The organism is Gemmatimonas aurantiaca T-27, from assembly GCF_000010305.1.
GTDB classification, from domain to species: Bacteria; Gemmatimonadota; Gemmatimonadetes; order Gemmatimonadales; family Gemmatimonadaceae; genus Gemmatimonas; species Gemmatimonas aurantiaca.
The window spans coordinates 3753047-3779642 of record NC_012489.1; the positions used below are offsets into that span (position 1 = coordinate 3753047).

Consider the following 26596-nt stretch of genomic DNA (forward strand, 5'->3'; position numbering starts at 1 on the left):
CGCGCGGCGCTATGACGCGCCAGCCTGTGCCAACAATCGATCCGTAAGACCGGAGCCGCGCACCACCGATCGGTGGATCGCGGCTTCGATCATTCGGTCACTGCCGCTGATGGTGACTGATCGGCGAGCCCGGGTCACGGCCGTATAGAGCAACTCGCGGGTCAGTACACGACTGTCCGCTTCCGGCAGCACCACCAGCACATGATCGAATTCTGATCCCTGTGATTTGTGCACGGTCATCGCCCATGCCGTCTCGTGGGCCGGCAATTGTGATGGCATGAAGGATCGCACCCCACCGTCAGACGCCGGGAAGTGCACCATGGGCACACCATCGATGGCCAGCGTGACACCGACATCACCGTTGTAGAGCTGCGTGGCCGCGTCATTGGCCGTGACAAGCACCGGTCGATGATCATACCATCCCATCACAGCACGTCCCTGCCGCTGCAGCCAACCCTCGGTCAGTGCATTGAGCCCCGTCACACCACCGGGGCCATCACGCAGCGCACAGAGCACACGGAATCGTGCCAGAGCAGCGAGTGCGGCCACCGGCGTATCAGTGGCAAGGAATGCCTGCACATGCGGCTCCACCGGCGCCAGCAGCTCCTGCGCGCTCCGATGCGGTAGTTGCCATGCGACATCCGTCAGTGCGGTGTCCTGCAGCGCCCGCATGGCCTGCTGGCTTTCGCCAACACGCGTGGCTTCGGCCAGCAGGCCAATGCCGACCTGCTGGCCGAATCGCCAGGAGTATGCCAGTCGCACCACCGAGCGCCTGATCGCCGAGCTTTTCACGGCATCGTGCGCAGCCCGCGTGACATCACCCAGCACGAACCCCGTGTCCACACTGGCCAGTTGGTCGGGATCACCCAATACGATCAGACGCGCGGACGGCTTGAGTGCGGCAAACAGCGCATCCATCATCAGCACGTCGATCATGCTGGCCTCGTCGACGATGACCACATCTTCGGCCAGAGGCCGTTGTGCATGATGACGGAATCGCTGGGTGGCCGTGTGGTAGCCCAACAGACGATGCAATGTCTTGCCGGACACGCCAGGTAGCGATGGAGCAAGTTCATGAAGGGCGTCACGCAGCGCCGCTGCGCCGATGGCCTCGGATAGCCGCGCCGCCGCTCGCCCGGTGGGTGCAGCCAGCGCAAACGTCAGCGTGGGATCACGATGGAGCAGCAGTGCCAGCAAGCGCGCCGCCACCGTGGTCTTGCCGGTGCCGGGCCCTCCCGTCACGAACACCAGTGGCGACGCGAGAGCCGTGGCAGCCGCACGCGCCTGCCAATCGACGACACCATCCACCGCCGGGAACAGTGCGTGGAATCGCGGCGTGTCCGGCAGCGCTTCCACGGGTGTGGCCTGCTGCGCCCGATGCACGATGGCTTCGGCCAGACGCACCTCGGCGCGATGATACCGCAGCAGGTACAGTCGTGTGCCTTCGAGCACAAACAGGGGCACGTTGGCATCCTGCGTGTGAGGCACACGCGCGCACACTCCGCTCGCTCGCAGGACATCACCCCAGTCATCCAGTGCGGGGAACTGCACCGTGCGGCTCCCCAACGTGATGATGCGGCCGGCATGCGCGGCCAAGTCCACACAACTGTTGCCCATGCCACGTTCAGCACTGACCAGCAGTGCGGTATTGGCAAGCACTTCACGGGCCAGCAGCGCTTCGGTGGTGCCCGCCTGCACGGCGGCCATACGCACCACGAGATCGGCGAAGGCCTCGTCGAGACGCGACACCTCCAGCGTCGATGCGGCGGCCTGGCCGACGAGTGGATGACTCATGCGCCGAGCGCCGCGCTGAGGGCGCGGATGAGCGCCGCCGGTGGCCGATGCACAAACCAACCGGTGCCATCGACTGACGCGTCAGCAAACCCACGCAGGAAGGCGTAGGCGGCCCCACCAATGTGCGTGTCGTAGTCATAATCGGGCACACGTTGCGCGAGAAACCGGTGCGCCGCGACCAGGTACAGATGGTACTGCAATGTGTAGTGGTGGTCGTCCATCACGGTCTGCAGCGCCGAGGATTTGTACGCCCCGTTGTCGGCCCCGAGCTGGTTGGACTTCCAGTCCACCACATACCACCGGCCTTCGTGCTCGAACAGCAGATCGACAAAGCCGGTCAGGTATCCGTGCAGGCGATTGAAGGACAGCCGACGAAGCTGGTCGGCATAGGCCGCGCCATGTGCACCGCCGTGTTGGGCAAACACCGCCGCCAGTGCCTGGCGGGTCATGACGTGATCGGCGGATGCCAGAGGCAGCAGGAACTGCCACTCGCGACGCGTGCGCGACGCAGGTACTGCCGCGAGGGCAAAACCGAGTCCCGGGAGAGGTGCCTGCAGCAGTCGTTGCATCATGCGTACGGTGCTGGCCGTGCGCAGTTCGTGCTCGTCTTCGTCGAACCCCAGTACAAGGAGCTCCCTATCGGCAATTTCCTGCCATGCCGCCGGGCTCCCATCGAAGTGGGCATGCTCGAAGATCGCATGCAGCACCGTGCCCGGTACGGCGCCCGCCGGGAAGGTGCGAAAGTCGTGTGGATCGTTCGTCACTGTGGTGACGGGCGTCGCATCAGGCTGGGCATCCCGATCCCGGGCCACCTGCTCGCTCATCTCTGCGCGCAGGGATTCGTACACCCCGGCGGTCAACGAGGTGAAGCTCGCAATGGAGAAGGTGGAGAAACGCTCTCGCAGAGACGGCACCGAGGGCAGTTGCCGTGCGTGCCCCGTGAGCGGTGGCGCCTGCGGCGCGGCGGCCACCGGTGCGATCGGCTGCCACGTGTCCACCATATCCAAGGCCATCAGCGATGGATGAGCATCCACCAGCGACCGCAGCATGCCCTGCCACGCATCGGGGGCGGCGCGCAACTGATCGGCCACCGCAGCAGGTCCGTCACGGTCTGGCGCAGCGGCACCATCGAAGAGCAACCACGACAAGGCCGACTGCTCGGAGCCGTTTGGCGCATTGCCGATCGGCCCCCACGCGACATAGGTGCGGAAGCGGGCCCGCGTGAGCGCGACATATACCAACCGGCAATCCTCAGCCAACCGCTCGCGTTCCGCCTGTGCTGTGCGTTCGGCCAGACGTGGAGAGCCGTGATCGTACACCACACGGCCCTGCTCGTGCACCAGCACCGGAGCATCGGGCTCGACGCGCCGCACGCCCCACAAGGTGGGGCAGAACACAAGATCGTATTCGAGGCCTTTGCTGCGATGCACCGTCACGATCTGCACCGCGTCGTCATCACTTTCGAGGCGCAACTCCCGCACCCCACGCGTCTCGGCGGGTTCGCGGCGCGCCGCATCGAGCCAGCGCAGGGTGCCCTCGATGCTCAGTGCGTCCTGCTCCGCCGCACCATGCAGCAGTTCCTGCGCATGCCGCAAATTGGTGAGCCGGCGATCACCATCGGTGTACGTCAGATAGCGCGACACGACCGCACGCGACTCGAACAACCGTTCGAGCAATTGCAGGGTGCCCTGCGTGGCCCACAGCTCGCGCAGGGACGCCACCTCGGTCAGGATTTCTTCCCATTCACGTTCCCCCTCCGGCGAAGCGAGACGCACGAGGTCTTCGTGGGTCGCGCCCCACAGGGTGGTGGCCAATGCCGCTCGCACGCGCGACGGATCGCGTGGCACCGCGATGGCCTCCAGGACCCGCTGCAATTCCGCCATCTCCAGCGACTGCATCACGTCACCAAGCCCGGAAACGACTGATCGCACGCCGGCCTCAGCGAGCACCTGCACCATCTCCACGCCCTCAAAGCCTTTGCGCACCAAGACAGCGATGCGGCCGGGCGGCACCTCCTGCTTGATGTAGGAGGCAATCCTGCTGGCACATGCGCGGAACAGCAGCGTCCGTGCTTGCCCTATTGGCGTGGGGACACTGTTCCCATTTCGAGTGTCGGGCGGCACAAACAGCCAATGCAGCCCATGCGAACCGGCCACCCCTTTGGGGTTGGGATCAAAATTCCGCGCCGTCGCCGGGTGAAATGCAATCTCCGGTTCCACGAACGGTGCAGTCGATCTCGAGAACAGCGCATTCACCGCCTGCACCATGGGTGGCGTGCTGCGGAAATTGAATTCGAGGCTGTAGCGGTGAGACGCCTGCCGCGCCGCCTCGAGGTACGCCCGGACGTCGGCACCACGAAACGCGTAGATCGCCTGCTTCGGATCACCGATCAGGAAGAGCGGCTGGCCGGCAAACGCGATGCGGAACACGTGAAACTGATGACTGTCCGTGTCCTGAAACTCGTCGATCAGCGCCGCCTGGAATTGCTGCCGAATGGCGCGGGCCAGCAACCCCTCGCTGCCCTGCGCCGCCAGCACCGCATGCAACTGCCCCAACAGGTCATCGAAGCCCATCAACGAGCGTTCGCGTTTGAGCGTGCGCACCCGATCATCCACGTCCTGCAAACAGTCCGCGCGCACGGCCAGCACGAGCTGCTGAATGGCGGCCGCAAGCGCCGTCGCGGCCACGGCAATGGGCCAGTCGGCAATGCCGTCGGCGGTCGCGCGATTCTGCTTGCCGACCTTGTTGGCCTTCGCTTGCAGCGCATCGATGTTGAGCGCACCCGCCAGCCCCTGCATCGCCGCCAGGCTGCCGGCGCGTGCTTCCTGAATCAGCGCATCCAACGAGGCCAGTCCATCCTCCGTGGCCAGCACCGCACCCTTGTTCCACTTGACTGCCGCAGCCGTGCCCCGGAGAGAATCCGGCGACCAGACGTCGAGCATCCGTTTCGCAACGGTCGTGAGCACACTTCGTGCTTCACTCAGGCGAATCATCGGATCGAGCACGGCATCGGGCCAGCGACGCCACATCGCATAGTCCTGCACGAAGCTGAGCGGCGACCACTGACGATGTACCGCCCACGCAGCGAGTGCCGGGTCGATGTAGAACGTGCGCCGCCACCAGTCGAACATCGCCTCTTCGATCAGTGGAGTCGGATCGTCCAGCAGCTCCATGCTGAATGGGGCACCACTTTCCAGCGCGAATTCATCCAACACGCGCTTGCAGAAGCCGTGAATGGTGAACACCGCCAGTGCATCGAGGGCTCGGAGGGCCTCCTGGGCCCGCGTCGCGGCCCACGGTTCACGCCCGTTCGCCAGCTCGCGCAGAATCTCGATCTCGGAGTTGCTCTTCGCATACAGTGCTCCGGACCACACCTCGTGGGCCAACTGCAGCATGCGCCGCACGCGCGTCACCAACTCCTCGGTGGCCGCGTTGGTGAACGTGACCACGAGGATGCCACCCAGTCCGCTCACGATCGGTTGCCCGGCGGCATCCTGCTCGAGCAGCAACCGCACGACGCTCATGGCGATGTTGAATGTCTTGCCGGTGCCGGCGCTGGCCTCGATCAGCGAGATACCAGGTGGGAACGGCGACCGCGCCACATCGAACGGACCTGCCGCACGGCTCATCTGACTGATGCCCCGGTGACATCGGACGCCGCGTGCACCGTCTGCGCGGCTTCCAGTGGCTCCCAGAACGCATCGACGAGCGCGACAAAGGCATCGGCATGGTGTGCGAAAGGGTCCCGCTCACGCCACAACAATGCGACGTAGGGATCGTCGAGATCTCCTTCGCCGTAGTCCCCGCCGGGCGCAAACTTTGCCCGCGCGGCTTCGAGTGGCGGCTTGGCCGCTCCACGACCACTCGACGCCGTGGCGATCGCCTTTCGATAGGCGACCGCAGCAGCGAGGAAGTAGGGCATTGGTTCGGCCAGCATGCGCTGATAGCCCTGCACCAATGCTTCCAACAGGACCATCGCATCTGCCTGTGGCGCAAACCGCAGCTCCTGATCGAGTGCCATGACGCGAGTGGTGCCACCGACGCCCATGGCCTGGCGGGCGAGGTGCGCGATCCAGCCACGCACGACATCACGCGGTTTGAGTGTGGCCGCCCGCACGCGCCACTGTTCTTCTGCGTGCTGGTAATCGAGTCGCCCCACGAGCTGCCAACCGTGTCCGCGCAGATCGACCGTCAGCGGCTCGAGAAACCGTGGCTGACCGACGCGCTGCAGCAGTGGATCGACCTGCTGCGCTAGCCGTTGCTGCCAGGCAGCACCCAGCGGCCCAGGTGGCAGTTCGCCAGACGCCGACAGGCGTGCCGTGGCTCCACGCTCACCAGCGCCGTGCAGTACCTCGTTGAGCAGACGCTGCTGCAATCGGGTGCGCAGCAGCGCGTCCACCACCGTGGGCTCCACATCATCCAGCGCATCACGATGGTCACGAAGGGACAGATGCAACGTACGCTCGGCATGCAGTTGCGATGGGTTGGACCATGCCAGCATGAGATCGTCGAGCGCGATCACCCCCTCGGTGTGCAATGGGGTCACCGCACGAGCCACGAAGGGTGGCGCCTTCCGGCGCTCGGTCACATCGCGGACACTGGCCGCAAGCACATCGTCGAAACTGAACAGCGCGGTATCGGTCGCCGTTGGCACGAAGTAGGCCGTACTGAATGGCTGCAGACGATGCTCCACCCGCAACAACGGATGGGGAGCCTTGTCGACCGTATGCACCATGCGCTGCAGGTACTGCAGCAGTTCGGCCACCACGATGGAGGGGGCGATCTCGGCGTTGTTCGTCTCTGATCGCCCGACGTACGACAGGTGCAACCGATCCTCGGCGCACAGCAGGGTGTCGAGCACGAGCTGTCGATCATCCGTACGCGGATCACGATCTCCAACCCGCCGAGCGCTCCCGATGAGATCGAACGCCGGCCGTCGCTCGCGGCGCGGATAGCTGCGATCGTCGAGGCCGAGCATCGCGATGACCCGATGCGGAATCGCGCGCATCGGTTTCATGGCGCAGATCGTGAGCCCCCCGGTGAGGAAACCCGTGGCATGATCATCGCTGTCGAGCGCCGCCAGAATCCAATCGCGGACCACCTCGAAGGCGACCTCGGGATCTTCCACATCGTGCGCCTCGCGCAGCCGGCGCTGGCGCGGTGCGCCGGACGGTTCCCGCAGCGCTTGCATGGCCTCGGCGATCTGCGCCATGGTCGCCTGTTCCGCACTGCCTTCCGGCACGACCGCCCAGGCGAACACCTCCGCCAGAACGGTCGACCAGGTCGATAGGGGCCGCGCCTCCCGCAGTCGCATCAGATGCCGCTCGAGGTCGTCCACCCAACGTACGAACACCCCGAGCAGCTCGGCATCACCGACGAGATCCCCCGCCACTGGTACATGCCCCTCGACCAGCACGTCCACGGGCCCCATGGCATAGCCGGCCATGAGACGATCGAGTCCGAGGCGCCAACTGTTCTCGACGAACGACGGTACGCCGAATCGTGACACCCGATCGTCAGCGTCCCATCCCCATCGAATGCCGGCTTGCTGCACCCAGCCAGTGAGCTGCTCGACCTGTGCCGGCGTAACTCCCACGCGCCGCCGCACGGAAGGCACGGACAACAGGTGGAGTACGTCACTCACACCCAGTCGCGACGACACGAGCTGCAACAACAGCTCCAGCGCCTGCAGGGGTGCCGACTCCCGGGCGAGCGCCCGATCGGCCACGCGAAACGGAATACGGGGGCGGGACTCGCTCATCGCTCCACCGAACACCACTTCCGCCAGTGGAGCATACAGCTCGACATCCGGCACCATCACGAGCACGTCATGCGGCCGCAGGGCAGGATTCACGGCGAACGCATCGAGGAGCTGGTCGCGCAACACCTCCATCTCGCGTAGCGGTGAGTGGCAGATGTGCACACTCACGGAGCGGTCGGTGGGCGACACCAGGCAGGCCGTCGGCGTGAGCTCCGAGCCACGCAGGGCACGCTGCAGATGATGCAACACGGAGTCCTCGGCGGGCATCGCGGCCTGCACATGCCGCGAACCGCCAGGCTCGTTCGCACCAAGCAACGTCAGGAGCTCCTGCGACGCGTGCCCGAACTGCGCCGTCAGGGGGTTCGGCGACCTGCCAACAAGCTGCGGATCTGCAGGTACCAGCACGAAGAAGCGCACTGCTGCGAAACGCGACACCGCCTTCAGCAGGCGCACGAACAGCGGTGGCAGCGTGGAGATGCCAAAGACCGACAAGCGATCAGGCAGACCGACCGGTCTGATCGCCGCCTGTTCAAGGCGCTCGATGGTGTGCAGGAACCACCGGGCAAAGTGCATCGGCCGCTCTCCCTGTAGCACCTGTTGCCATAGGGCGCACTGCCAGGCCGCATGCGGATTTTCGGCCGCGGTGTCGAAAGGCCCTTCGACAGATGCATGTCCGCCTGCCTCCCAGGCGAGCAGCATGTCCGGACGATACAGACGGTACTCATCGAACCGCGCACTGACGCGGCGTGCCAGTCCGTAACGCTTGGCAGGATCAGCCTGTTCGAGGAATGCACGCAGCGGCGCGTACACCGCGTCAGCGAGCATGTCCTCGTCGCTCAGCAACGCGAAGAGCCGCCAGGTGAGCGCTTCCTCCTCGAATCGTTTGTCGAGCGTCGGGGCGTCGGTCTCGTTGCCGGGTCCGCCGATACCCGCCAGCGACTCGGCCAGTTTTCGGCAGAAAGCGGCCGGGAATGGCAACTGCAGCGATGCCGCGCAACCACGACGACGGGCGAGCTGTTGCCGCACCCAGCGTTCCATACCTAGGCTTTGCACCACCACGATATCGTCGTCGAAGGGCGACAGCGGCCAGGTTGTCAGCGTGCGATCCAGCTCCGCCAACAGGGCATGCGGCGAATCGCCCGTGACGACCTGCAGTCCGGGTGTCTCCACGACTACGACAACCTGCGCACGACGCTCATGCCGGTTCCTGGTTGTTCACTCAGGCAAGCGCGCGATCGGCAGCGATGACCGCATTGAGCAGCACATTCGCACCGTGCGCCACGTCTTCCGGCTTCGTGAACTCACGTGGCGAATGACTGATCCCGCCAACACTGGGCACGAAGATCATGCCCATCGGGGCGATGTGCGCCACTTCCTGCGCATCGTGCCCGGCCCCGCTGGGCATGCGCTGATGGGTGAGCTGCAGCGCTGCAGCACTCGCCTGCACCACATCCATCACACGTGGGTCGGCCAAGGCCGGCTGGCTGTTGGCGTTGATCGCAAAGCTGAATTCCGTACGTGTCGCGTCGCCAATCTCCTTGGCAATCTGACGAAAGCGCGCCGCGAAACGTTCCAGCTTTGCCCCGTCGATGTCGCGCAGGTCGATGGTCATCACCACCTGACCGGGAATCACGTTGGTGGTGTTGGGTGTGACATTCATGCGCCCCACCGTCGCCACTTGCCGCCCGGGTTCGCTGCGAACGGCTTCGTTCACCGCCACCGTGAAACGCGCCGCGGCCAGCATGGCATCCTGCCGCTGATCCATGGGCGTGGTGCCGGCATGATTGGAGAACCCCTTGATGGTCACCTCGAACCAGCGCAGCCCCACGATGCCTTCCACCACGCCGATCTGTCGGCTGCCCCGTTCCAGCAAACCACCCTGCTCGATGTGCAATTCGATGTAACAGGCGACATCACCCTTCCGCTTCACACTTTCGCCAATGCGGTCAGGATCACCGCCAATGAGCGTGATGCCTTCGCGCAGTGTCTTGCCTGAGCGTGCCACCTTCGACAGGTCCTCGGGCTTGAGCAAGCCGATGAACCCCTGACTGCCGACGGTGCCCCCTTCTTCGTTCTGCCACACCACCACATCGATGGGATGCCGCAGCCGCACCCGCTGCTCGGCCAGCGACCGGGCCACCTCAATGGCACTGAACGATCCCACGGGCCCGTCGTAGTTGCCACCATCGGTCACCGAGTCGATGTGCGACCCGATCATGATGGGCGACAGTTTCGCATCGGTGCCCGGCACACGCGCGATGATGTTGCCGAGAGTGTCGAGCCGCGGTGTGAGACCACTCTGCCGAAAGAGATCGAGCGTGAACTTCCGCCCCGCCAGATCCGCGTCGCTGTACGCCACACGATTGATGCCACCTGCCGTGCGTCCGATGCGATCGAACTGGGCGAGCATGCCGTTCAGGCGTTCCCCGTTGACCCGGAGTGGCGTTGGCTGCCCACGATAGCCACGCACGATGGTACCACCCAGGGCCGGAACCGCGGCCAGTGCGGCAGCCTGCTGCAGGAAAGTGCGACGAAGCATTGACGGACGATGCGATAGGGAAGAATGAACGAACGACGAACGCCGTGTCGGCGATCAGACCTGCGTCAGGATCAGCGGCTCACCATTGCGGATCATGATCGTGTGCTCTTCGTGCACGGCGACGGTGCCGTTGTGCGTGCGGTATGTCCACCCGTCATCGTCTTCCACCACACGGGCCACACGACCGGCGATCATGGGCTCCACCGCAATCACCAAACCTTCGTGCAACACCATGGAGGCCGAGGGATCGTCCCAGTTCGGCACCGACGGTTCTTCGTGCAATTGGCGTCCAATGCCATGTCCGCTCAATTCCTTGAACACCCGTGCGCCGTAGCTGCGCACCGTGCGATCGATGGCGGCGCCCACATCGCGCACCCGCTTGCCTGGGCGGGCCGCCGCGAGGCCGGCTTCGAGGGCGAGATGCGCGGTTCGTACGAGCTGCTCCGCACCACGAGGGCCCGTGCCCACGATCACCGTGCGCGCACTGTCGGCCATGAATCCATCGAGCTCCAGCGTCACGTCGAGTGTCACCACATCCCCGTCGCGCAACACGCGCGGCCCGGGAATGCCATGCACGATTTCGTCGTTCACACTGATGCAGGTGAACCCGGGGAAGTCATAGGTGAGCTGCGGCGCCGACCGGCCGCCGGCGGCGCGGGCACACGCCGCGGCCACCTCGTCGAGTTCCCCCGTGGTGACTCCCGGGCGCACGGCCTGAGTCATGGTGTTCAGGGTACGGGCCACCAGTGCCCCCACCCGCTGCATGGCATCCAGCTCCGAAGCGTGTTCGATGGTCATGCAGCAACGCTAGCACGTGACGTCGCCGTTGGCGCGGGGTCGGGGACCAACGGTACGCACTGGACCGTACAACGATGGCCTTCCGACGTGGAATGGCGCACTTTCCAGCAGGCACCTTCCGCTGGAACTCTGTCGACGCCCGATGACCGCGCCCGCAACTGATCACCTGAACGACACCGACGCCGCCGACATCTCGGCGCCCGCCCCGCCCGCTGATTCCGACCTGGGCTTCGGCCGGGTCGTGGCTCAACAGACCCGCGGACGATTCCTCTCCAAAGACGGTCGGGCCACCGCCCGGAAGTTCGGACTCGGAGGACAACGCACCGAACATCTCTACCTGCGCGCGCTGAATGTGCCGTGGGGCACATTCCTGCTGTGGACGGTGGGCGCGGTCCTGCTGATGAACGGCATCTTTGCGCTGGGTTATGGCTCGCTGGGCAGTGGCGCAATCGCTGGCGCGGGCACCTTGGGCCTCGACGACCCGTTCATGCGGGCCTTCGTGTACAGCGTGGGCGCGTTCACGACCACGGGCACCGACGGCCTGCATGCCATGGGCAGCGCCGCTCATCTGCTCACCATCATGCAGTCGCTGATCGGTCCGCTCACCGGCATGATCATCGCCGGCCTTGTCATCGCGCGCCTCACCCGCCCCCGCGCGCGTCTGCGTTTCAGCGAGTCGGCCGTGATCGCGCCATACGAAGGCGGACGTGGACTGATGTTCCGCTTCGTGAACGAGTTGCCCAGCGAACTCACCGATGTGACGGTGAGCGTCAATCTCTTCTGGTACGAAGACATCGATGGCAAGCGCGAACGCAACTTCCACGTGCTCACTCTGGAGCGTGAACACGTGGCGTTTTTCCCGCTGCATTGGACGGTGGTGCATCCCATCACCGCCGATAGCCCGATGCGTGGCGTGACGCCGGAGCGCCTGTGCAGCGGAGACACGGAAATCCTCGTGCTCATCACCGCCCACGAAGAGACGTTCTCCACGCATGTCTCCGTGCGGGCGTCCTATCGATGGGATGAGGTCAGCTGGGATGCGAAGTTTGCCAACATCTTCACGACCGCCGGTGACGACGCACTGGCCATCGATGTGGATCGTCTGAGTCGTTTCGATCGACTGCCCGAAGGCACCACCCGCATCCCGGCGCCGGCCGAAGGCGCTCCCATCAGCGCCTGATCGGCCGTGTAGTGGCCCTACCGCGCGGCGGTGTGGGCCACTGCGCCATGGGACCCGGCATCCACGTGCTCGCCGCGCAGGGCGTCAAAGTCCAGCTCCCGTTCCAATTCGCGCAGCACCTCGTCCGAGATGGCCCCCTCATTGCGCAGCCGCACCAGCAAGCGGCGTTCGGCTTCCCGCATGCGCGCCCGCACCTCGTGGCGTGCATGCGCCCCATGGGGATCGCGATGATGTTCCTTGCGCTCGCGCAGTTCATGCCGGAGCCAGGCCACGTCTGCCTCACTGAGGGAGCCTTCCCGCGCGGCGTCTTCCAGCTCTTCGGCAGCACGGCGCATTGCTTCCAGCCTGGCGAACCGTTCTTCGTCATGCTGCCGGGTTTCCGGCGCGAACTTGAATGACCGAATGATCGGCGCCAGCGAGCAGCCCTGCACGACCAACGTGACGAGGATGACCACCATCGTCACGTACAGCAGTTGCTCGCGAAACGGGAACGCACTGCCATCGGCCAGCGTGAGCGGGAGAGCCAGCGCCGTGGCCAACGACACGATGCCACGCATGCTCGTCCAGGCCACCAGCACCAGCGACCGCACCGGTGGCGCGGGGTCACGTCGCGCGATCGAACGATCGAGCCAGCGCGGCAGATAGGTGGCGATCGGCACCCACAACAGACGCACCACGATCACCACGATCGAAATCACCAGCCCGGGCATGAGCAGCTCCGGCAATTCCGCCGCTTCACTGGTGCGGAGCAGTTTGGCGAATTGCATGCCGAGTAGCACGAAGATCATCGCATTCAGCACGAACACGAGCACATCCCACACCGCGTTCGACTGCAGACGCGACTTGGGGCCGACCGCGGTGGAGAGATGCTGGCGCGTGTAGAGACCACCGGCCACACAGGCGAGCACCGCCGACACGTGCAGCGTTTCAGCGAGCATCCAGGCCGCATAGGGTGCCGCGAGAATGAGCAGGGTTTCGGCCAGCTCATCACGTGTCCGCCGCGCGCCACGAATGATCAGCCATCCCACAGCCAGGCCGATCAACGTGCCAATGCCGGCGTCCACGAAAAACCGCACGATCGATTCGCCGAAGCTGAACACGCCGGCCACGGCGGCGACAACCGCGGACCGATACAACACGAGGGCCGACGCATCGTTGACGAGGCTCTCTCCCTCGAGAATCACGATCACGCGACGTGGCACCGGCAGGCGCGACACCACGGCCGCAGCCGCCACGGCATCGGGAGGCGAGACAATGGCGCCCAGCGCGATGGCCACCGCCCATGGCATCCCGGGGAACAGCGCGCGGGCCACCACCGCCACACCAACGGTGGTCACCACCACCAACCCGATCGCCAACAGCGCGATCGGTCGGCGATTGGCCTTGAACTCACGCAACGAGGTGAAGTACGCCGCGGCCCAGAGGATGGGCGGCAGGAACACGAAGAAGACGAGATCGGGTTCCAGTTCGGGCACCGTCACACTCGGGATGAACCCGAGCGCGAGGCCGGCCAGCACCTGTAGCACCGGCGCCGGCACCGGCAAGCGGCGTCCGAACGCGGTGAGCGCAGCCACCAGGGCCGCGAACGCGATGCCGATCAGGATGGGAGAATGCGAGTTCACGCGAGGGTGCTGAAGTGAAGAGGCGGTGATGCTCCCGAATCTGTCGACCCGGACGCCCCTTTGCACTCCAGTGGCGTGTCACGCCTCGGCAGGCCACCTGTTGAGCGTGGTGCGCCTCCCCATATTGCGAGAAGCAGGGTGTCCGCGCCCGAGGGTACCCATGGTGTCACCACAGCCCGATCCACAATGTCCGCGCTCTTTTCGCCGCTCACACTTCGTGGTGTCACCCTGCGCAATCGCGTGGGCGTCTCGCCGATGTGCCAGTACTCGTCCACCGACGGCATGGCCACCGATTGGCATCTGGTGCACCTCGGGGCTTTTGCCTCGGGTGGTGCGGGCCTCGTGATCACCGAGGCCACGGCCGTCTTGCCCGAAGGGCGCATCTCGCCCCAGGACCTTGGCATCTGGTCCGATGCACACGTGCCGATGCTGCGACGCATCACCGATTTCATTCACGAACAAGGCAGCGTGGCTGGCATCCAACTGGCCCATGCGGGCCGCAAGGCCAGCACCCGTCGCCCATGGTCCGGACATGGTGCAGCGCCAGTATCAGAGGGGGGCTGGGACAATGTGATGGCGCCGAGTGCGGTGGCGTTTGCCCCCGACTATCCGCAGCCGCACGCCCTCACGCTCGACGGCATCGCGCAGGTCGTTGAGGCCTTTGTCGCCGGCGCCCGCCGAGCCCTGGACGCCGGATTCCAGGTGGCGGAGGTGCATGCGGCACACGGCTACCTGATCCACCAGTTCCTGTCTCCGCTCGCCAACCAGCGCACCGATCAATACGGCGGCTCGTTCGAGAACCGTATCCGGCTTGCCTGCGAAGTGTCCGCCGCGGTCCGTGGCGTATGGCCCGACAACCTTCCGGTGATCGTGCGCATCTCGGCCACCGACTGGGCCGATGGCGGATGGGATATCGAGGAGTCCATCCAACTCGCCGACCGCCTGCGAGCCTTGGGAGTCGATCTCATCGACTGCTCAACCGGCGGCCTCGCGGCACATCAGCAGATCACGATCGGCCCTGGTTATCAGGTGCCGTTTGCGCGCCGCATTCGCCATGAGGGCAAGATCCCCACGGCAGCCGTTGGCCTGATCACCGAAGCACAGCAGGCCGAGGACATCATCACGAACGGCGACGCCGACATGGTGCTGCTGGCCCGAGAGGTCCTGCGCAATCCGCATTGGCCGCTGCTGGCCGCACATCAACTCGGCGACGCTGGATCGTGGCCGTCACAGTACCTGCGCGCGCGGCCACGGTAGCTTCGCGACGACTGAGATTGTGGGCAGGGCGAGCGTTGAGGGGCCGCCTTCGGCGGCGATACCAGCAGGATCAACCGCTGGATACCAGCAGGATAGAACAACTTGATGGGGATTGAGATGGACCCATCAACATCCCTATCTCCCGATGTTCATCCTGCGGGTATCCAGCGGTTGATCCTGCTGGTATCACGCCCGCAGGGCGCCTCCCCTGCTCGCCCCTACACCAAAACTCGCCGCGATCAGCCCGGCGCCCGCTTCCCGGTGATCGGCGTGGGATCCGCGTTGATCTGCAGTCCGGTGATCTCACGGGTCAGTGAGCCCTCGAGCTGATCGCCATTGGCGCGCACGGTCCAGGTGGTGATGGCTTCGCGCGTCATTTCCTCGCCGTTCATGTTCAGTCGCGCCTGCGAGATCTGACGAAAAACGGCACCGGCTGCCGTCATCCGTCCGCTGATCGTGAAAGGCTTGGGCGGCGCCGAGCCATCGGATCGCTTCGTGACATCCATGGTGCCGAGCAGCGAGTCGCCCGATGTCACGACGGTCAGTACGCCCGTGGAGTGGATGGGAGAAGGCACTCCGTTCTCCACGCGACGGCCGGCTTCCCATTCGACGGTCCATTTGCCGACCAGTGGAGTGGCAGACTGGGCGCCAAGGGGAGCGACGGCCAGGGCGGCGGCCGCCGCCGCGCCAACGAGTGTGACCAGAAAACGAGACATGGAGGGATTCGTCCGAAAATGAGTGACCCGACACAAACCACTGGTTGCGTCGGGTCAGTCACGAGTCGACATCGGAGGGTTTCCTGCGATCCGGGGTCCGCCTGCCCCCATACCAAACCCCTACACTTTCACGCCGCCCAGCGCGCACACGTGGGCCCACTCATCCGCCGTGACGGGCACTACCGACAGACGGCTCACCCGCAGCAGCGCCATCTCGGCGAGCGCGGGATCAGCCTTGATCTGGGGGAGGGTCACCAAGGTCTTGAACGCGGCAACGGCCTTCACATCCACCATGAACCAGGTCGGCATGGCCGGATCGGACTTTTCGTCGTAGTACTCGTGCGACGGGTCGAACGCCGTGTGATCGGGATACCCTTCGCGCACCACTTCGCACACACCCGCAATCGCCGACGGCTCGGCGTTGGAGTGGTAGTAGAAGCAGCGATCGCCCACCTTCATGCCATCGCGCAGAAAATTGCGCGCCCCCGAATTGCGGATGCTGTCCCAGCACGTCGTGCGCTGAGGCGCTTGCATCAGATCGTCGAAGGAAAACACATCCGGCTCGGACTTGATGAGCCAGTAGCGCCGCTCACCCTTTGCGCGCGGCGCAAACACGGAGGCCCAGGCTCCCTGCTCGTAGGGAGCCGACTGGGGAGCCTTCTTCGCCGCCTGTTTCGTGACCGCAGGCTTCGCGGCCGTCTTGGCCGCCGTCTTGGCCGCCGTCTTGGCCGCCGTCTTGGCCGCCGCCTTCTTGGCCGGCACGGTCAGTTCATGCAGCAGTTGCCCGCGCCACATCCCATGGCCGGCAGTCCTCGACCGGACGGCATGGCGCAACTGTCGCCACTCGCGCCATTGGTGAAAGTCACCAGACCACCGGAGAGCACCCGGCGCACCGGTCGTCCCGATTCGGGATGAGCCGTGAGTGGCGCTTCGGACATCGCCTGGCGCACTTCGAAGCGCTCAGGTGCCTCCCCCTGCGCCTCGGGGAGCGTTTCATAGACGTAGATGGGCATGGCTGAAAGATACGCGATACATTCGCGTCATGCGCCCCCTTCTGCTGCGCGTTGCCGCGCCCGCCCACCTCACCGTTGCCACGCTGCTGGCTGCCCTGGCAGCCGCCGCTCCGCTCCGCGCCCAGTCCGTCAATCTGGTGACCACGGCCGATCGCATCTTTGCCGCGTGGAACACCACGCACAGCCCGGGTTGTGCCGTGGGTGTGGCACGCGGTGGCGTGACGCTGCTCGAACGTGGTTATGGCATGGCGGACCTGGCCGGCGAGCGCCCCATCACTCCGGCCACGATTCTGGAATCGGGTTCGGTGGCCAAGCAGTTCACCGCCGCCGCCGTGATGGTCCTGGTGGCCGACGGCAAAGTCGCGCTGGAAGACGACGCGCGGAAATATCTCCCCGAGTTACCGCTGTACGGGCGCACGATCACCGTGCGCAATCTGCTCACCCACACCAGCGGCCTGCGGGAGTGGAGCAATCTGATGGCCTGGCAGGGCTGGCCGCGCGGTACACGCGTGCACACCCAGCCGTACGTGTACAGCGTCATCACGGCACAAAAGGCGCTCAACTACCCCGTCGGTGAGCACTATTCGTACACCAACTCCGGCTTCCTTCTGCTGCGCACCCTCGTCGAACGAGTGAGTGGAAAGACGTTTGCGGAGTTCAGCAAGGCACGTCTCTTTGCGCCGCTCGGCCTCACGCACACGCAGTGGCGCGACGACTATACGCGCATTGTGCCCGGCCTCGCGCAGGCCTATTCCCGTGAAGGCACGGGGTTCAGCATCGACATGCCCACCGACAACATCATCGCCGCCGGTGGCCTGCTCACCACCGTGGGCGACTGGTTGCGCTGGAACAACTCACTCACGAAGAAGACCCTTGGCGCCGGCGTGGTCGACTCCCTCACGCGTCAGATGCGCCTCACCAACGGCCTCGAGATCGCCTACGCGCTCGGCCTCACGGTCGGCAAGTACCGCGGCACCCGGGAAGTCGCGCATTCCGGGTCCACGGCGGGCTACTCCACCTATCTCGCCCGCTACCCCGAACTCGGCGATCTCTCCATTGCCGTATTGTGCAATGTGGCCGGCGCCAACCCCACGAGCTCCACCCGCCAGTTGGTGGACGCCCTGCATCCCGAATTGCCGCGTGCGGCCGCACTCGACACCGTGGCGGCCGATCAGAATGCACTGCGAGCGTGGCGGGGTCTGTACGAAGATGGTCGTTGGCACGAAGTCACGGTGCTAGATACCGCCGGCGGTCTGCTCCGGCAGGGCAACACACCCATCCGCGCATTGCGCGACGGCACGTTGATGATGGGCGGCCAGCGCATTCGGTTGGCGATGGACAAGGACGGCCGCACCCGCACCATCCGCACGGTCACCAGCGACGGTGACTCGGTGGTGTACACATGGCGCGCCGAGACCACAGCGAAACCAACGCCCACCGAACTCGCCGCGTATGCCGGTCGGTATCGCAGCGATGAGATTGGCACGACGTTCACGGTGGCCGTGGAAAACGGCGCGCTCACGGTGAGCCCACGGGCCGGTCTCAGCGAGACCCTCTCTCCCACCTTCCGTGATGCCTTCGACGGCCCGTCCAATGCCGTCTGGTTCACCCGCGATGCGAAAGGCCGTGTGACCGCCATGCACTTCGGTGCTGCGCGTGTCTGGGACTTCGTGTCGACACGCATCCCCTGATCGCCTCATGACCAATCGCTCTCCCGCAGTCCTCATCACCGGCGCCGCCACCGGTATCGGCGCGGCGTGCGCCACCGCCTTTGCGCGCGCCGGCTGGCGTGTCGGCGTGTGCACCCTGCCTGACACACGCGCCGAAGCGGACGCCGTGGTGGCCGCCTGTCAGGCGATCGGCCAGGATGCGCTCGTGGTCGAAGTGGATGTCACCGATGATGCCTCCTGCCGCGCTGCCGCTGCGGCTTTCGAAAACCACATGGGCCAGCTCGATGGCCTGGTGAACTGCGCCGGCACCACGCGATTCATTCCGCATGGCGACCTCGAGGCGCTGCCGTCGAGCGAATTTGGCCGCACGAACAACGTCAACGTGCTCGGCACGTTCCAGATGATCCGCGCCTGCCGCGCCGGACTGGAGCGCAGTGGCCGTGGGGCCATCGTGAACTACTCGTCCATCGCTGGCATTTCGGGTGTGGGCTCGTCGGTGGCGTACGCGGCCAGCAAGGGCGCCGTCAGCACCCTCACCATCTCCATGGCCCGCGCACTGGCGCCGCACATTCGCGTGAACGCCATCGCACCGGGTTATGTGGCGGGCGGATTGCCCAGCCGTGTGCTCGAAACCGAAGCGCTGGCGGCCGTGGAAGCCAAGTATCTCGAAACACAGCCGCTCAAGCGGTTGCTGACACCGGTGGAAGTGGCCGAGTTGACGATCTTCCTGATCGCCGGCCCGCCGGGCATCACAGGCGAGATCATCCGCATGGACAACGGCCTGCACCTCAACGGCTGATGTCCACATCCACGATCGGCTTCATCGGCACGGGCCTCATTGGCGCCCCCATGGTGGAACGACTGCTCGAATGCGGCCGTTCGGTGGTGGTGTGGAATCGTTCCTCCGAAAAGCTCGCGCCGCTGCTTGCCGCCGGCGCTACGGCCGCCGGCAGCATGCGTGAGCTCGCGGAGCAGGTGGACATCGTCTGCATCTGTCTCACCGACACCAGCGCGGTGGAAGATGTGCTCTTCGGCGCAAACGGTATTGCGAGTGCCATGCGCGCTGGGCAATTGCTGGTCGATCTGTCGAGCATTGCACCGGATGCCACACAGCGCATGGCCACACGCCTGCACAGCGAAGCCGGTGCACGCTGGATCGACGCACCGGTATCTGGTGGCGTGCCGGCGGCACGAGCGGGCCGTCTGATCATCTTTGCCGGTGGTGAGGCGGACGACATTGCACACGCGGCCCCGGTGTTCGATGCGCTGTCGCAGCGCGTGACACACATGGGCGCCAATGGCGCCGGTCAGTTGACCAAGAGCTGCAACCAGCAGATCGTGGCGTGCAACCTCATGGTCATTGCGGAGATGCTGGCGTTTGCCGAAAAGTCGGGCGTGGATGCGTCAAAGTTGCCGGCGGCGCTGGCCGGTGGGTTTGCCGATTCGCTGCCTCTGCAGATCTTCGGCCCGCGCATGGCGGCCAACATCGACACGCCGCGGCTCGGCGCCGTGGGCACGTTCCGCAAGGACATCGAACAGGTGGGCCGTTTGGCCGGCGAAGTGGGCGCGTCCATTCCCGTCACACGCGCAGCACTCGAGCGCTACCGCGAAGCCATTGCCGCCAGTGACATCGGCGCCGATGGAGATGCCTCGCGACTGATTCGCCTCACGCGCAACGCTACTTCGCAGCACCCGGCGTCGTGACCCGTCGATTCCGTTCGGCCACGATCTACGAAGGCACGGTTCGCGCCACGACACACGCATTTCTCGAGGCGTTGGGGCAGAGCGCTGAAGAGATCCGGCGTCCGCATATCGGCGTGTTTCACACCGGTGGCGAGATGAGTCCGTGCAACATGAACCTGCGCGACCAGGCGCAGCATGCCAAGACGGGCATCTACGCCGGCGGTGGCATGCCGCACGAATGTCCGGTGGTGTCGGTGTCCGATGGCTTGTCCATCGCACACAGCGGCATGCGCTACTCGCTGGTGTCACGCGAGCTGATTGCCGACAGTGTGGAAGCCAGCACCGAAGGGCATCAGTGGGACGGCATCTTCGCGATTGGCGGCTGCGACAAGAACCTGCCCGGCCTCATGATGGGCATGCTGCGCTGCAACGTGCCATCGGTGTTCGTGCATGGGGGGGCCGCACTGCCCGGACATTGGCAGGGACGTGACACCAACGTGGCCGAGACGTATGAGACCATCGGCAAGGTGTACGCCGGTGAAGCCACGACCGAGCAGCTCGAAGCGATCGCCCATGCCTGCCTGCCGACAGCGGGATCCTGCGCCGGCCAGTTCACCGCCAACACCATGGGCATGGTGTCGGAAGCCATCGGACTGGCACCGATTGGTTCGAGCATGGTGCCCGCAGTCTTCAGTGAACGTGCCCCGCTCATGCGTCGCGCCGCAGCGGCATTGATGCGCGCCGTGATGGCCGATGCACCGCGTCCACGGGATATCGTGACCCGCGACGCGTTGGAGAATGCCTGCGCGGTGGTATCGGCGACCGGCGGATCCACCAACGCCGCGCTGCATATCCCGGCGATGGCACATGAAGCCGGTATCACGTTCACCCTCGATGATGTGGCCGCGGTGTTTCGTCGCACGCCACTCATCGCCGATCTGCAGCCGGGCGGTAAATACCTGGCGCGTGACCTGCACTACGCCGGCGGCGCTGGTGTGGTGTTGCGTGCGCTGCTCGACGCAGGCGCTCTGCACGGTGATTGCATCACGTTCACAGGACGTACGCTGGCCGAAGAACTCGAAAACGCCGCGCCGGTGGACGGACGTGTGGTGCATGCCGTGGAGCAGGCATTGTCGGCCGATGGTGGCGTGACCGTGCTGCATGGTAACCTCTGCCCCGATGGCGCCCTGCTCAAGACCGCCGGCTTGGGCACACTGGTGCACCGTGGACCGGCACGGGTGTTCGAGAGTGAAGAGGCGGCATTGGTCGCGGTGCGCGACCAGCTCTATGCTGCCGGCGATGTGCTGGTGATCCGCAACGAAGGACCGCGCGGCGGTCCCGGCATGCGGGAGATGCTGGGCATCACCGCCCTGCTGTACGGTCAGGGCATGGGCGCCAAAGTGGCGCTACTCACCGATGGCCGTTTCAGCGGCGCCACCCGAGGCCTGTGCATCGGCCACGCCGGACCTGAGGCCGCCGACGGTGGCCCGATCGCCGTGCTGCGTGACGGTGATATCATCACCATCGATGCGCGGCCGGATGCACGCAGCATTCGCGTGGAACTCAGCGATGAAGCGCTCGCTGCACGACTATCGGCGCTTCCCGCCCATCAGATCCCTGCGCATGCGCGCGGCGGGCTACTGCAGAAGTACCTGAAGCTGGTTGGCCCCGCGCATCTCGGAGCGACCACACACAGCGGCCTGTAACTACTTGTACAGCGGGGGGAACACAGATGGCACAGAAACGAAGCAGATGAAAGACAGATACAACAAAAACTTGAACTGAAAAAGTAACGGGGGAGCAAGAACCGGATTGCTCCCCTTCTTTCAAATTGTTCTGGTTGTATCTGTGCCTTCTGCTCTGTTTCTGTGTGCTCTGTGTTCCCCCCGCTGTACCAGCTTTTCAGCGCTCGCTGGTATCTCGCGGCGCAGCAGGCATGGCCGGCAGACACATCGCGTACACGTGATACCGCACTTCGCCGGCCGCGAGCGGACGTGCCTGCCCGGCCTGTTCCTCGCCATCGGTCATCATCATCTCGGGACCGTAGAAGTTGAACAGGCAGTCAGCGCTATCCTTGCGGAAGCGCAGCGACGCTTCGGTGGGCGCATCGCGGGGATCGGGCGTCCGCACCCATCCGACCGCACGGATACGTTCGAAGAAAAACACCGCTTCCGGCTGCACGCCGCGAGTACTGCCACCCGCCGCCGAGATCTTGCATCCCTGCACGCGCTTGCGGGTGCGCCAGTCGTTCACGGTATCGGGCTCGATCACGGTCTTCATGTTCCGGTCCGTACGCAGAAAGGCGTCGGCCGCCACACACAGCGGTTGAGCCAACGCCGTGCGCGCGGGGGGCTGCGAAAGGAGCACGGCGCCGAGTGCGGGAAGGAGCACCGCCGGAAGAATCAGGTTCGCGATCATGATGGAAGTTGCCCAACACCCACCGAACCCGAAACCCCGAATCCATCACTGCGTCACGTGTCGCAGCCCTCGACACACCCTCACACGCTTCCGAACTTGTGATTCCCACCCCAATCACGAGCCGCCGCATGTCCGATCCCACCGCCTACGACATCGCCTATCAACAGGCCCTCTCCGATCCGGTCGCCTTCTGGAGCGAAGCAGCGAACGCGCTGCACTGGGACCGTCCGTGGGATCGTGTGCTCGATGACCGTGCCGCGCCGCTCTATCGCTGGTTCGAAGGCGGCATGCTGAACACCTGTTACAACGCCATCGACCGTCACGTGCTGGCTGGGCGCGGCGCACAACCGGCAGTGATCTACGACAGCCCCGTCACCGGTACGAAGCGGATCATCACCTACGCCGAACTGCAGGACGAGGTAGCGCGATGCGCCGGGGCATTGCGAGCTCTTGGGGTGGAGCGTGGGGATCGGGTGATCATCTACATGCCGATGACGCCCGAAACACTCATCGGTATGTATGCCTGCGCACGCCTCGGCGCCGTGCATTCCGTGGTATTCGGCGGGTTCGCGCCCAATGAACTCGCGGTGCGCATCGATGATGCCGAGCCCAAGGTGATTCTCACGGCGAGCTGCGGGATCGAAGTGCAGCGCATCGTACCCTACAAGCCGTTGCTCGATCAGGCCCTGACGATCGCTGCGCACCAACCCGCGCATTGCATCGTGCTGCAGCGTGATGTGCACCGCTGTGAACTGACGGCCGGACGCGATCACGATTGGCAGGAGACGGTCACCAACGCCGAACCAGTGCCATGTGTGCCCGTCGCGGCCACCGATCCGTTGTACATCCTGTACACGTCCGGCACGACCGGCAAACCCAAAGGGGTGGTGCGGGATCACGGCGGCCACGCCGTCGCCATGCACTGGTCCATTCAACACGTGTTCGGCATGTCGCCCGGCGAAGTGTTCTGGGCCGCTTCCGACTTTGGCTGGGCCGTGGGACACTCCTACATCGTGTATGCACCGCTGCTGGCGGGGTGCACCACGGTGGTCCACGAAGGCAAGCCGGTGGGTACGCCGGATGCCGGCGAATTCTGGCGTGTGATTCAGGAGCATCAGGTGCGGGTGCTGTTCACGGCGCCCACGGCCTTCCGCGCCATCAAGCGGGATGATCCCGACGGTCTGCACCACGCGCGCTACGACACGTCCGGGCTGCGCACGCTGTTCCTCGCCGGTGAACGGCTCGATCCCGACACCTATCACTGGGCCCGTGCGCTGCTCCAGAAACCGGTCATCGACAACTGGTGGCAAACGGAGACGGGATGGCCCGTTGCGGCCAATTGCCTGGGATTGACCACCTTCCCCGTGAAGCCGGGGTCACCCACCAAGCCGGTGCCGGGTTATGTGGTCGAGATTCTCGACGACGAAGGCCACCCCCTGCCCCCGAACCGGGAGGGCGCCGTCACCATCCGCCTGCCCCTGCCGCCAGGCACGCTCCCGACGCTCTGGCGCGACGACGCGCGATACATCGACACCTACCTGTCCCGCTATCCCGGACACTATCTCACGGGAGACGGCGGGTACATCGACGAAGACGGCTACCTGTTCATCATGGGCCGGGTCGACGACATCATCATCGTGGCCGGGCACAACCTCTCGTCGGGTGCCATGGAACAGGCGCTTGCCGGGCACCCCGATGTGGCCGAGTGCGCCGTGGTCGGCATACGGGACCCGCTCAAGACGCAGCTACCGGTGGGGCTGGTCGTCCTCAAGGCCGGTGTCACACGGGAGCACGCCGTCGTCACAGCGGAGCTGGTGCAACGCGTGCGTGATCTGGTCGGTCCGGTGGCCAATTTTCGCATGGTGGCCATCGTGTCCCGTCTGCCCAAAACCCGGTCCGGCAAGGTCCTGCGGAAAACGGTACGCTCAATTGCCGATGGCGAGAGCGTATCGGTTCCTGCTACTATCGAGGATCCAACTGTGCTCGACGAAATTCAGAAGGCACTGCAGACGCTGGGACTCGCCGGGAATCCGAGGACGGCGATCGGCGGCTGATCCTCCTCACGGCCTCATGCCGAGACGATCACCAAAGGCTCACCTCGCGGCAGTGCTGAAATGGATCGCGGCGTCGCCCACCTCCGCTGTGGACGCGTGGCGACGTCGCATTTTCTCGGCCTTGCTGCTGGGTGTGGCCGCGTTGGGCATGGTGGCGTACATCCCGAGCACGTGGTTTGCCTGGAAGTTTGGTGACTATGACGTCGTCATTCTCGGCACTGCCGTCTACGCCCTCGCGATCGTCGCCCTGCTGGCCAGGCAATGGAGTTTTGCGACGCGAGCCGGTCTGTTGGCTTCGCTGCCGGCCGGCATGGGAGCGTATTTCCTCTTCTCCTACGGACATGCCACGGCTGCGCCGGTCTGGCTCCTCACGTTCCCGATCTTCTGCGCCACCCTGATCGGACGCAAGGCCGCTCAGACGGCCATCCTGTTTGTCACGCTGACCTATGCCGTCTGCGCACTCGCCGTAGACCGGGGCATGCTGTGGTGGGCGCTCGATCAGCCCAATGCGCTGGGCATGCTCACCGTCACTGGCGGTTGCAGTGTGTTGTTGGCCACCGCGCTGTCGTTTGCCATCACGGCCATCTTCGATGGACTGGCCGCTGAGGCGCTCGCCCGCGTCGCGGCAGAAGAAGCCTCCGTGCAGTTCGCCCGCGCGGTCAATCAAAGCGACGGGTTTGTCATGCTGCTCAACGTCGACGGCTCCGTCGCCAACGGCAATGTCGCCACCAACGAGCTGCTGGCTCGCGAATCGGTGCCATGGGATGAGGCACCGTGGACCATCGTGCGTGCCGGTGAACCGTGGGCCGGGACCTTCGACTGGCCCCTGAAGGACGGCGCCGTGATGCGACTCTCGGGCACCATTTCGCTGGTTCGCGATGAACAGGGCACCGTGACGCAGTACCTGGCGACCCTGCGTGACGTGGAACGAGAGCGCTTCCTGGAGACCCGTCTCGAACAGGGGCAGCGTCTTGCCGCCATCGGTACGCTGGCCGGTGGCATCGCGCACGATTTCAACAACCTGCTGCACCCCATCCTCAGCAACACGGAGGCGGCGCGTGCGCAACTCGACAACAACGGCGAAGCGGCGATGTACCTCGACGATATTCGTCGATCGGCCGAACGCGCACGCACACTGGTGCGTCGCATCCTCAGCTACTCCCGCACCGACAACGCCGAACGCGAACCACTCGACCTTGGCGAATTGCTGACCGAGACCGACCGATTGTTGCGCGCCACGTTGCCGCAGTCGGTGCACCTGCACTGCGTGAGCGAGCCGGGGGTCATCGTGCGCGCAGAGTCCGGTGAGATCCAGCAGATTCTGCTCAATCTCGCCACCAATGCCGCCCACGCGATGCCGACGGGAGGCACACTGCGTATCTCCGCTACCGGCGCACCGGTGCGGGACGATGCGGTCCTCACCAGCACGTTCCGCGGCCAGCGTTTTGTGGCCTGCCTGCAGGTGCAGGACACCGGCATCGGCATGGACGATGACACGATCACACGGGCCTTCGAGCCATTTTTTACCACCAAGTCGCTCGGTCGTGGCACAGGACTGGGCCTGGCCATGGTCCATACCACGGTCACCGCGCTGGGTGGCGTGATCGTGCCCATGTCCCGCGTCGGCGCGGGCACGACCATGATGATCTACCTGCCATTGGCAGCGGCCGCTCCGCCGGAGCCCACGCGCGCCGACAAGCAGGCCCGCACACCAGGTGTCGATCGCATCCTCGTGGTGGACGATGAAGCCATGGTGCTCATGGCAACCCGTCGCCAACTCGAACGACTCGGCTGGCAAGTCACCGCACTGACCGATCCGGCCGAGGCCGCGAGCCTGCTCGCGGACAACACCACACAGTTCGACTGCCTCATGACCGATCTCGCGATGCCGGGCATGTCCGGTGTGCAGCTCGCCGGCGTGGCGGAACAGTTGCATCCCGAACTGCCGGTGGTGCTCACCACGGGCTACCTCGACCACGAACTACAGCCCGGTGAACGCTACCGCATTGTGGCCGTGCTTCCCAAGCCGTTCACCAGCGTCGAACTGAACGAAGTCCTGCTGCAGGCCATGCAGGCGCAGCGGTGACGGCG

Annotated in this window: 18 protein-coding genes; 8 read left to right on the forward strand and 10 right to left on the reverse strand. The window is 65.2% G+C overall.

The window, feature by feature from the left end; all coding sequences use genetic code 11:
• Positions 1-9 precede the first annotated feature (9 nt).
• Genes recD through map form a run of 5 tightly spaced genes read right to left on the reverse strand, consistent with a single transcriptional unit; the run spans position 10 to position 10892 of the window.
• Positions 10-1794, reverse strand: a complete 1785-nt coding sequence (recD, locus tag GAU_RS16230) for an exodeoxyribonuclease V subunit alpha (RefSeq protein ID WP_052574505.1) — start codon at positions 1792-1794, stop codon at positions 10-12.
• Complete coding sequence (gene recB, locus GAU_RS16235) at positions 1791-5423, reverse strand: exodeoxyribonuclease V subunit beta (RefSeq protein WP_015894987.1); 3633 nt, start codon at positions 5421-5423, stop codon at positions 1791-1793. The genes recD and recB overlap by 4 nt, the downstream gene beginning before the upstream one ends.
• Complete coding sequence (locus GAU_RS16240) at positions 5420-8725, reverse strand: exodeoxyribonuclease V subunit gamma (protein WP_015894988.1); 3306 nt, start codon at positions 8723-8725, stop codon at positions 5420-5422. Before GAU_RS16240 ends, recB begins: the two co-directional genes overlap by 4 nt.
• 49 nt (positions 8726-8774) lie before the next feature.
• Positions 8775-10094: a Zn-dependent hydrolase gene (locus GAU_RS16245; protein WP_083765722.1), complete on the reverse strand. Its 1320-nt coding sequence runs from the start codon at positions 10092-10094 to the stop codon at positions 8775-8777.
• 54 nt (positions 10095-10148) lie between these two features.
• Complete coding sequence (map, locus tag GAU_RS16250; protein WP_015894990.1) at positions 10149-10892, reverse strand: type I methionyl aminopeptidase; 744 nt, start codon at positions 10890-10892, stop codon at positions 10149-10151.
• 142 nt (positions 10893-11034) lie between these two features.
• On the opposite strand from map, the gene GAU_RS16255 reads away from it, so the two are divergent.
• Positions 11035-12072 carry a putative inward rectifier potassium channel protein gene (locus tag GAU_RS16255; RefSeq protein ID WP_015894991.1) on the forward strand — a complete coding sequence of 346 codons (1038 nt, stop codon included), beginning with the start codon at positions 11035-11037 and terminating at the stop codon, positions 12070-12072.
• A 17-nt stretch (positions 12073-12089) separates the two neighbouring features.
• Here the strand turns inward: GAU_RS16255 and GAU_RS16260 are convergent, their stop codons facing one another.
• A complete protein-coding gene (locus tag GAU_RS16260) occupies positions 12090-13694 on the reverse strand; it encodes a Na+/H+ antiporter (RefSeq protein WP_015894992.1) in 1605 nt (534 codons plus the stop codon).
• Positions 13695-13880: 186 nt separating this feature from the next.
• Here GAU_RS16260 and GAU_RS16265 point away from each other — a divergent pair, with 186 nt between their 5' ends.
• Positions 13881-14951 (forward strand): NADH:flavin oxidoreductase/NADH oxidase, encoded by a 1071-nt coding sequence (locus GAU_RS16265; RefSeq protein WP_015894993.1) that lies wholly within the window; start codon positions 13881-13883, stop codon positions 14949-14951.
• A 239-nt stretch (positions 14952-15190) separates the two neighbouring features.
• On the opposite strand, the gene GAU_RS16270 is transcribed toward GAU_RS16265, so the two are convergent.
• The 3 genes from GAU_RS16270 to GAU_RS16280 all read right to left on the reverse strand — a co-directional run bounded on the left by GAU_RS16270 (position 15191) and on the right by GAU_RS16280 (position 16680).
• A complete protein-coding gene (locus tag GAU_RS16270; RefSeq protein WP_015894994.1) occupies positions 15191-15667 on the reverse strand; it encodes a hypothetical protein in 477 nt (158 codons plus the stop codon).
• Positions 15668-15787: 120 nt separating this feature from the next.
• Positions 15788-16462, reverse strand: coding sequence for an EVE domain-containing protein (locus GAU_RS16275; RefSeq protein WP_197526002.1), 675 nt, complete (start codon positions 16460-16462; stop codon positions 15788-15790).
• Complete coding sequence (locus GAU_RS16280; protein WP_041265619.1) at positions 16432-16680, reverse strand: FmdB family zinc ribbon protein; 249 nt, start codon at positions 16678-16680, stop codon at positions 16432-16434. Before GAU_RS16280 ends, GAU_RS16275 begins: the two co-directional genes overlap by 31 nt.
• A gap of 29 nt (positions 16681-16709) precedes the next feature.
• Here GAU_RS16280 and GAU_RS16285 point away from each other — a divergent pair, with 29 nt between their 5' ends.
• From GAU_RS16285 to GAU_RS16300, 4 genes are read left to right on the forward strand one after another with little or no spacing between them, the layout of a single operon-like run.
• Complete coding sequence (locus tag GAU_RS16285) at positions 16710-18371, forward strand: serine hydrolase (protein ID WP_041265620.1); 1662 nt, start codon at positions 16710-16712, stop codon at positions 18369-18371.
• A gap of 7 nt (positions 18372-18378) precedes the next feature.
• Positions 18379-19149 (forward strand): SDR family NAD(P)-dependent oxidoreductase, encoded by a 771-nt coding sequence (locus GAU_RS16290; RefSeq protein ID WP_015894998.1) that lies wholly within the window; start codon positions 18379-18381, stop codon positions 19147-19149.
• On the forward strand, positions 19149-20054 hold the full coding sequence (locus GAU_RS16295; RefSeq protein WP_015894999.1) for an NAD(P)-dependent oxidoreductase: 906 nt from the start codon (positions 19149-19151) through the stop codon (positions 20052-20054). Before GAU_RS16290 ends, GAU_RS16295 begins: the two co-directional genes overlap by 1 nt.
• Positions 20051-21739, forward strand: coding sequence for a dihydroxy-acid dehydratase (locus tag GAU_RS16300; protein WP_015895000.1), 1689 nt, complete (start codon positions 20051-20053; stop codon positions 21737-21739). The genes GAU_RS16295 and GAU_RS16300 overlap by 4 nt, the downstream gene beginning before the upstream one ends.
• A 196-nt stretch (positions 21740-21935) precedes the next feature.
• On the opposite strand, the gene GAU_RS16305 is transcribed toward GAU_RS16300, so the two are convergent.
• Positions 21936-22451 (reverse strand): hypothetical protein, encoded by a 516-nt coding sequence (locus tag GAU_RS16305; RefSeq protein WP_015895001.1) that lies wholly within the window; start codon positions 22449-22451, stop codon positions 21936-21938.
• 98 nt (positions 22452-22549) lie between these two features.
• Between GAU_RS16305 and GAU_RS16310 the strand changes: the two genes are divergently transcribed.
• Together GAU_RS16310 and GAU_RS21260 are read left to right on the forward strand one after the other, a co-directional pair.
• On the forward strand, positions 22550-24505 hold the full coding sequence (locus GAU_RS16310) for a propionyl-CoA synthetase (RefSeq protein ID WP_269446060.1): 1956 nt from the start codon (positions 22550-22552) through the stop codon (positions 24503-24505).
• Between the two features lie 16 nt (positions 24506-24521).
• Complete coding sequence (locus GAU_RS21260) at positions 24522-26591, forward strand: hybrid sensor histidine kinase/response regulator (protein ID WP_015895003.1); 2070 nt, start codon at positions 24522-24524, stop codon at positions 26589-26591.
• Positions 26592-26596: the final 5 nt, after the last annotated feature.

Bases quoted from the DNA above. Each gene is read 5' to 3' on its own strand.
- recD (WP_052574505.1), bottom strand. From the start codon at position 1,794: ATGAGTCATCCACTCGTCGGCCAGGCCGCCGCATCGACGCTGGAGGTG.
- recB (WP_015894987.1), bottom strand. From the start codon at position 5,423: ATGAGCCGTGCGGCAGGTCCGTTCGATGTGGCGCGGTCGCCGTTCCCA.
- GAU_RS16245 (WP_083765722.1), bottom strand. From the start codon at position 10,094: ATGCTTCGTCGCACTTTCCTGCAGCAGGCTGCCGCACTGGCCGCGGTT.
- map (WP_015894990.1), bottom strand. From the start codon at position 10,892: ATGACCATCGAACACGCTTCGGAGCTGGATGCCATGCAGCGGGTGGGG.
- GAU_RS16255 (WP_015894991.1), top strand. From the start codon at position 11,035: ATGACCGCGCCCGCAACTGATCACCTGAACGACACCGACGCCGCCGAC.
- GAU_RS16265 (WP_015894993.1), top strand. From the start codon at position 13,881: ATGTCCGCGCTCTTTTCGCCGCTCACACTTCGTGGTGTCACCCTGCGC.
- GAU_RS16270 (WP_015894994.1), bottom strand. From the start codon at position 15,667: ATGTCTCGTTTTCTGGTCACACTCGTTGGCGCGGCGGCGGCCGCCGCC.
- GAU_RS16275 (WP_197526002.1), bottom strand. From the start codon at position 16,462: ATGTGGCGCGGGCAACTGCTGCATGAACTGACCGTGCCGGCCAAGAAG.
- GAU_RS16280 (WP_041265619.1), bottom strand. From the start codon at position 16,680: ATGCCCATCTACGTCTATGAAACGCTCCCCGAGGCGCAGGGGGAGGCA.
- GAU_RS16285 (WP_041265620.1), top strand. From the start codon at position 16,710: ATGCGCCCCCTTCTGCTGCGCGTTGCCGCGCCCGCCCACCTCACCGTT.
- GAU_RS16290 (WP_015894998.1), top strand. From the start codon at position 18,379: ATGACCAATCGCTCTCCCGCAGTCCTCATCACCGGCGCCGCCACCGGT.
- GAU_RS16295 (WP_015894999.1), top strand. From the start codon at position 19,149: ATGTCCACATCCACGATCGGCTTCATCGGCACGGGCCTCATTGGCGCC.
- GAU_RS16305 (WP_015895001.1), bottom strand. From the start codon at position 22,451: ATGATCGCGAACCTGATTCTTCCGGCGGTGCTCCTTCCCGCACTCGGC.
- GAU_RS21260 (WP_015895003.1), top strand. From the start codon at position 24,522: ATGCCGAGACGATCACCAAAGGCTCACCTCGCGGCAGTGCTGAAATGG.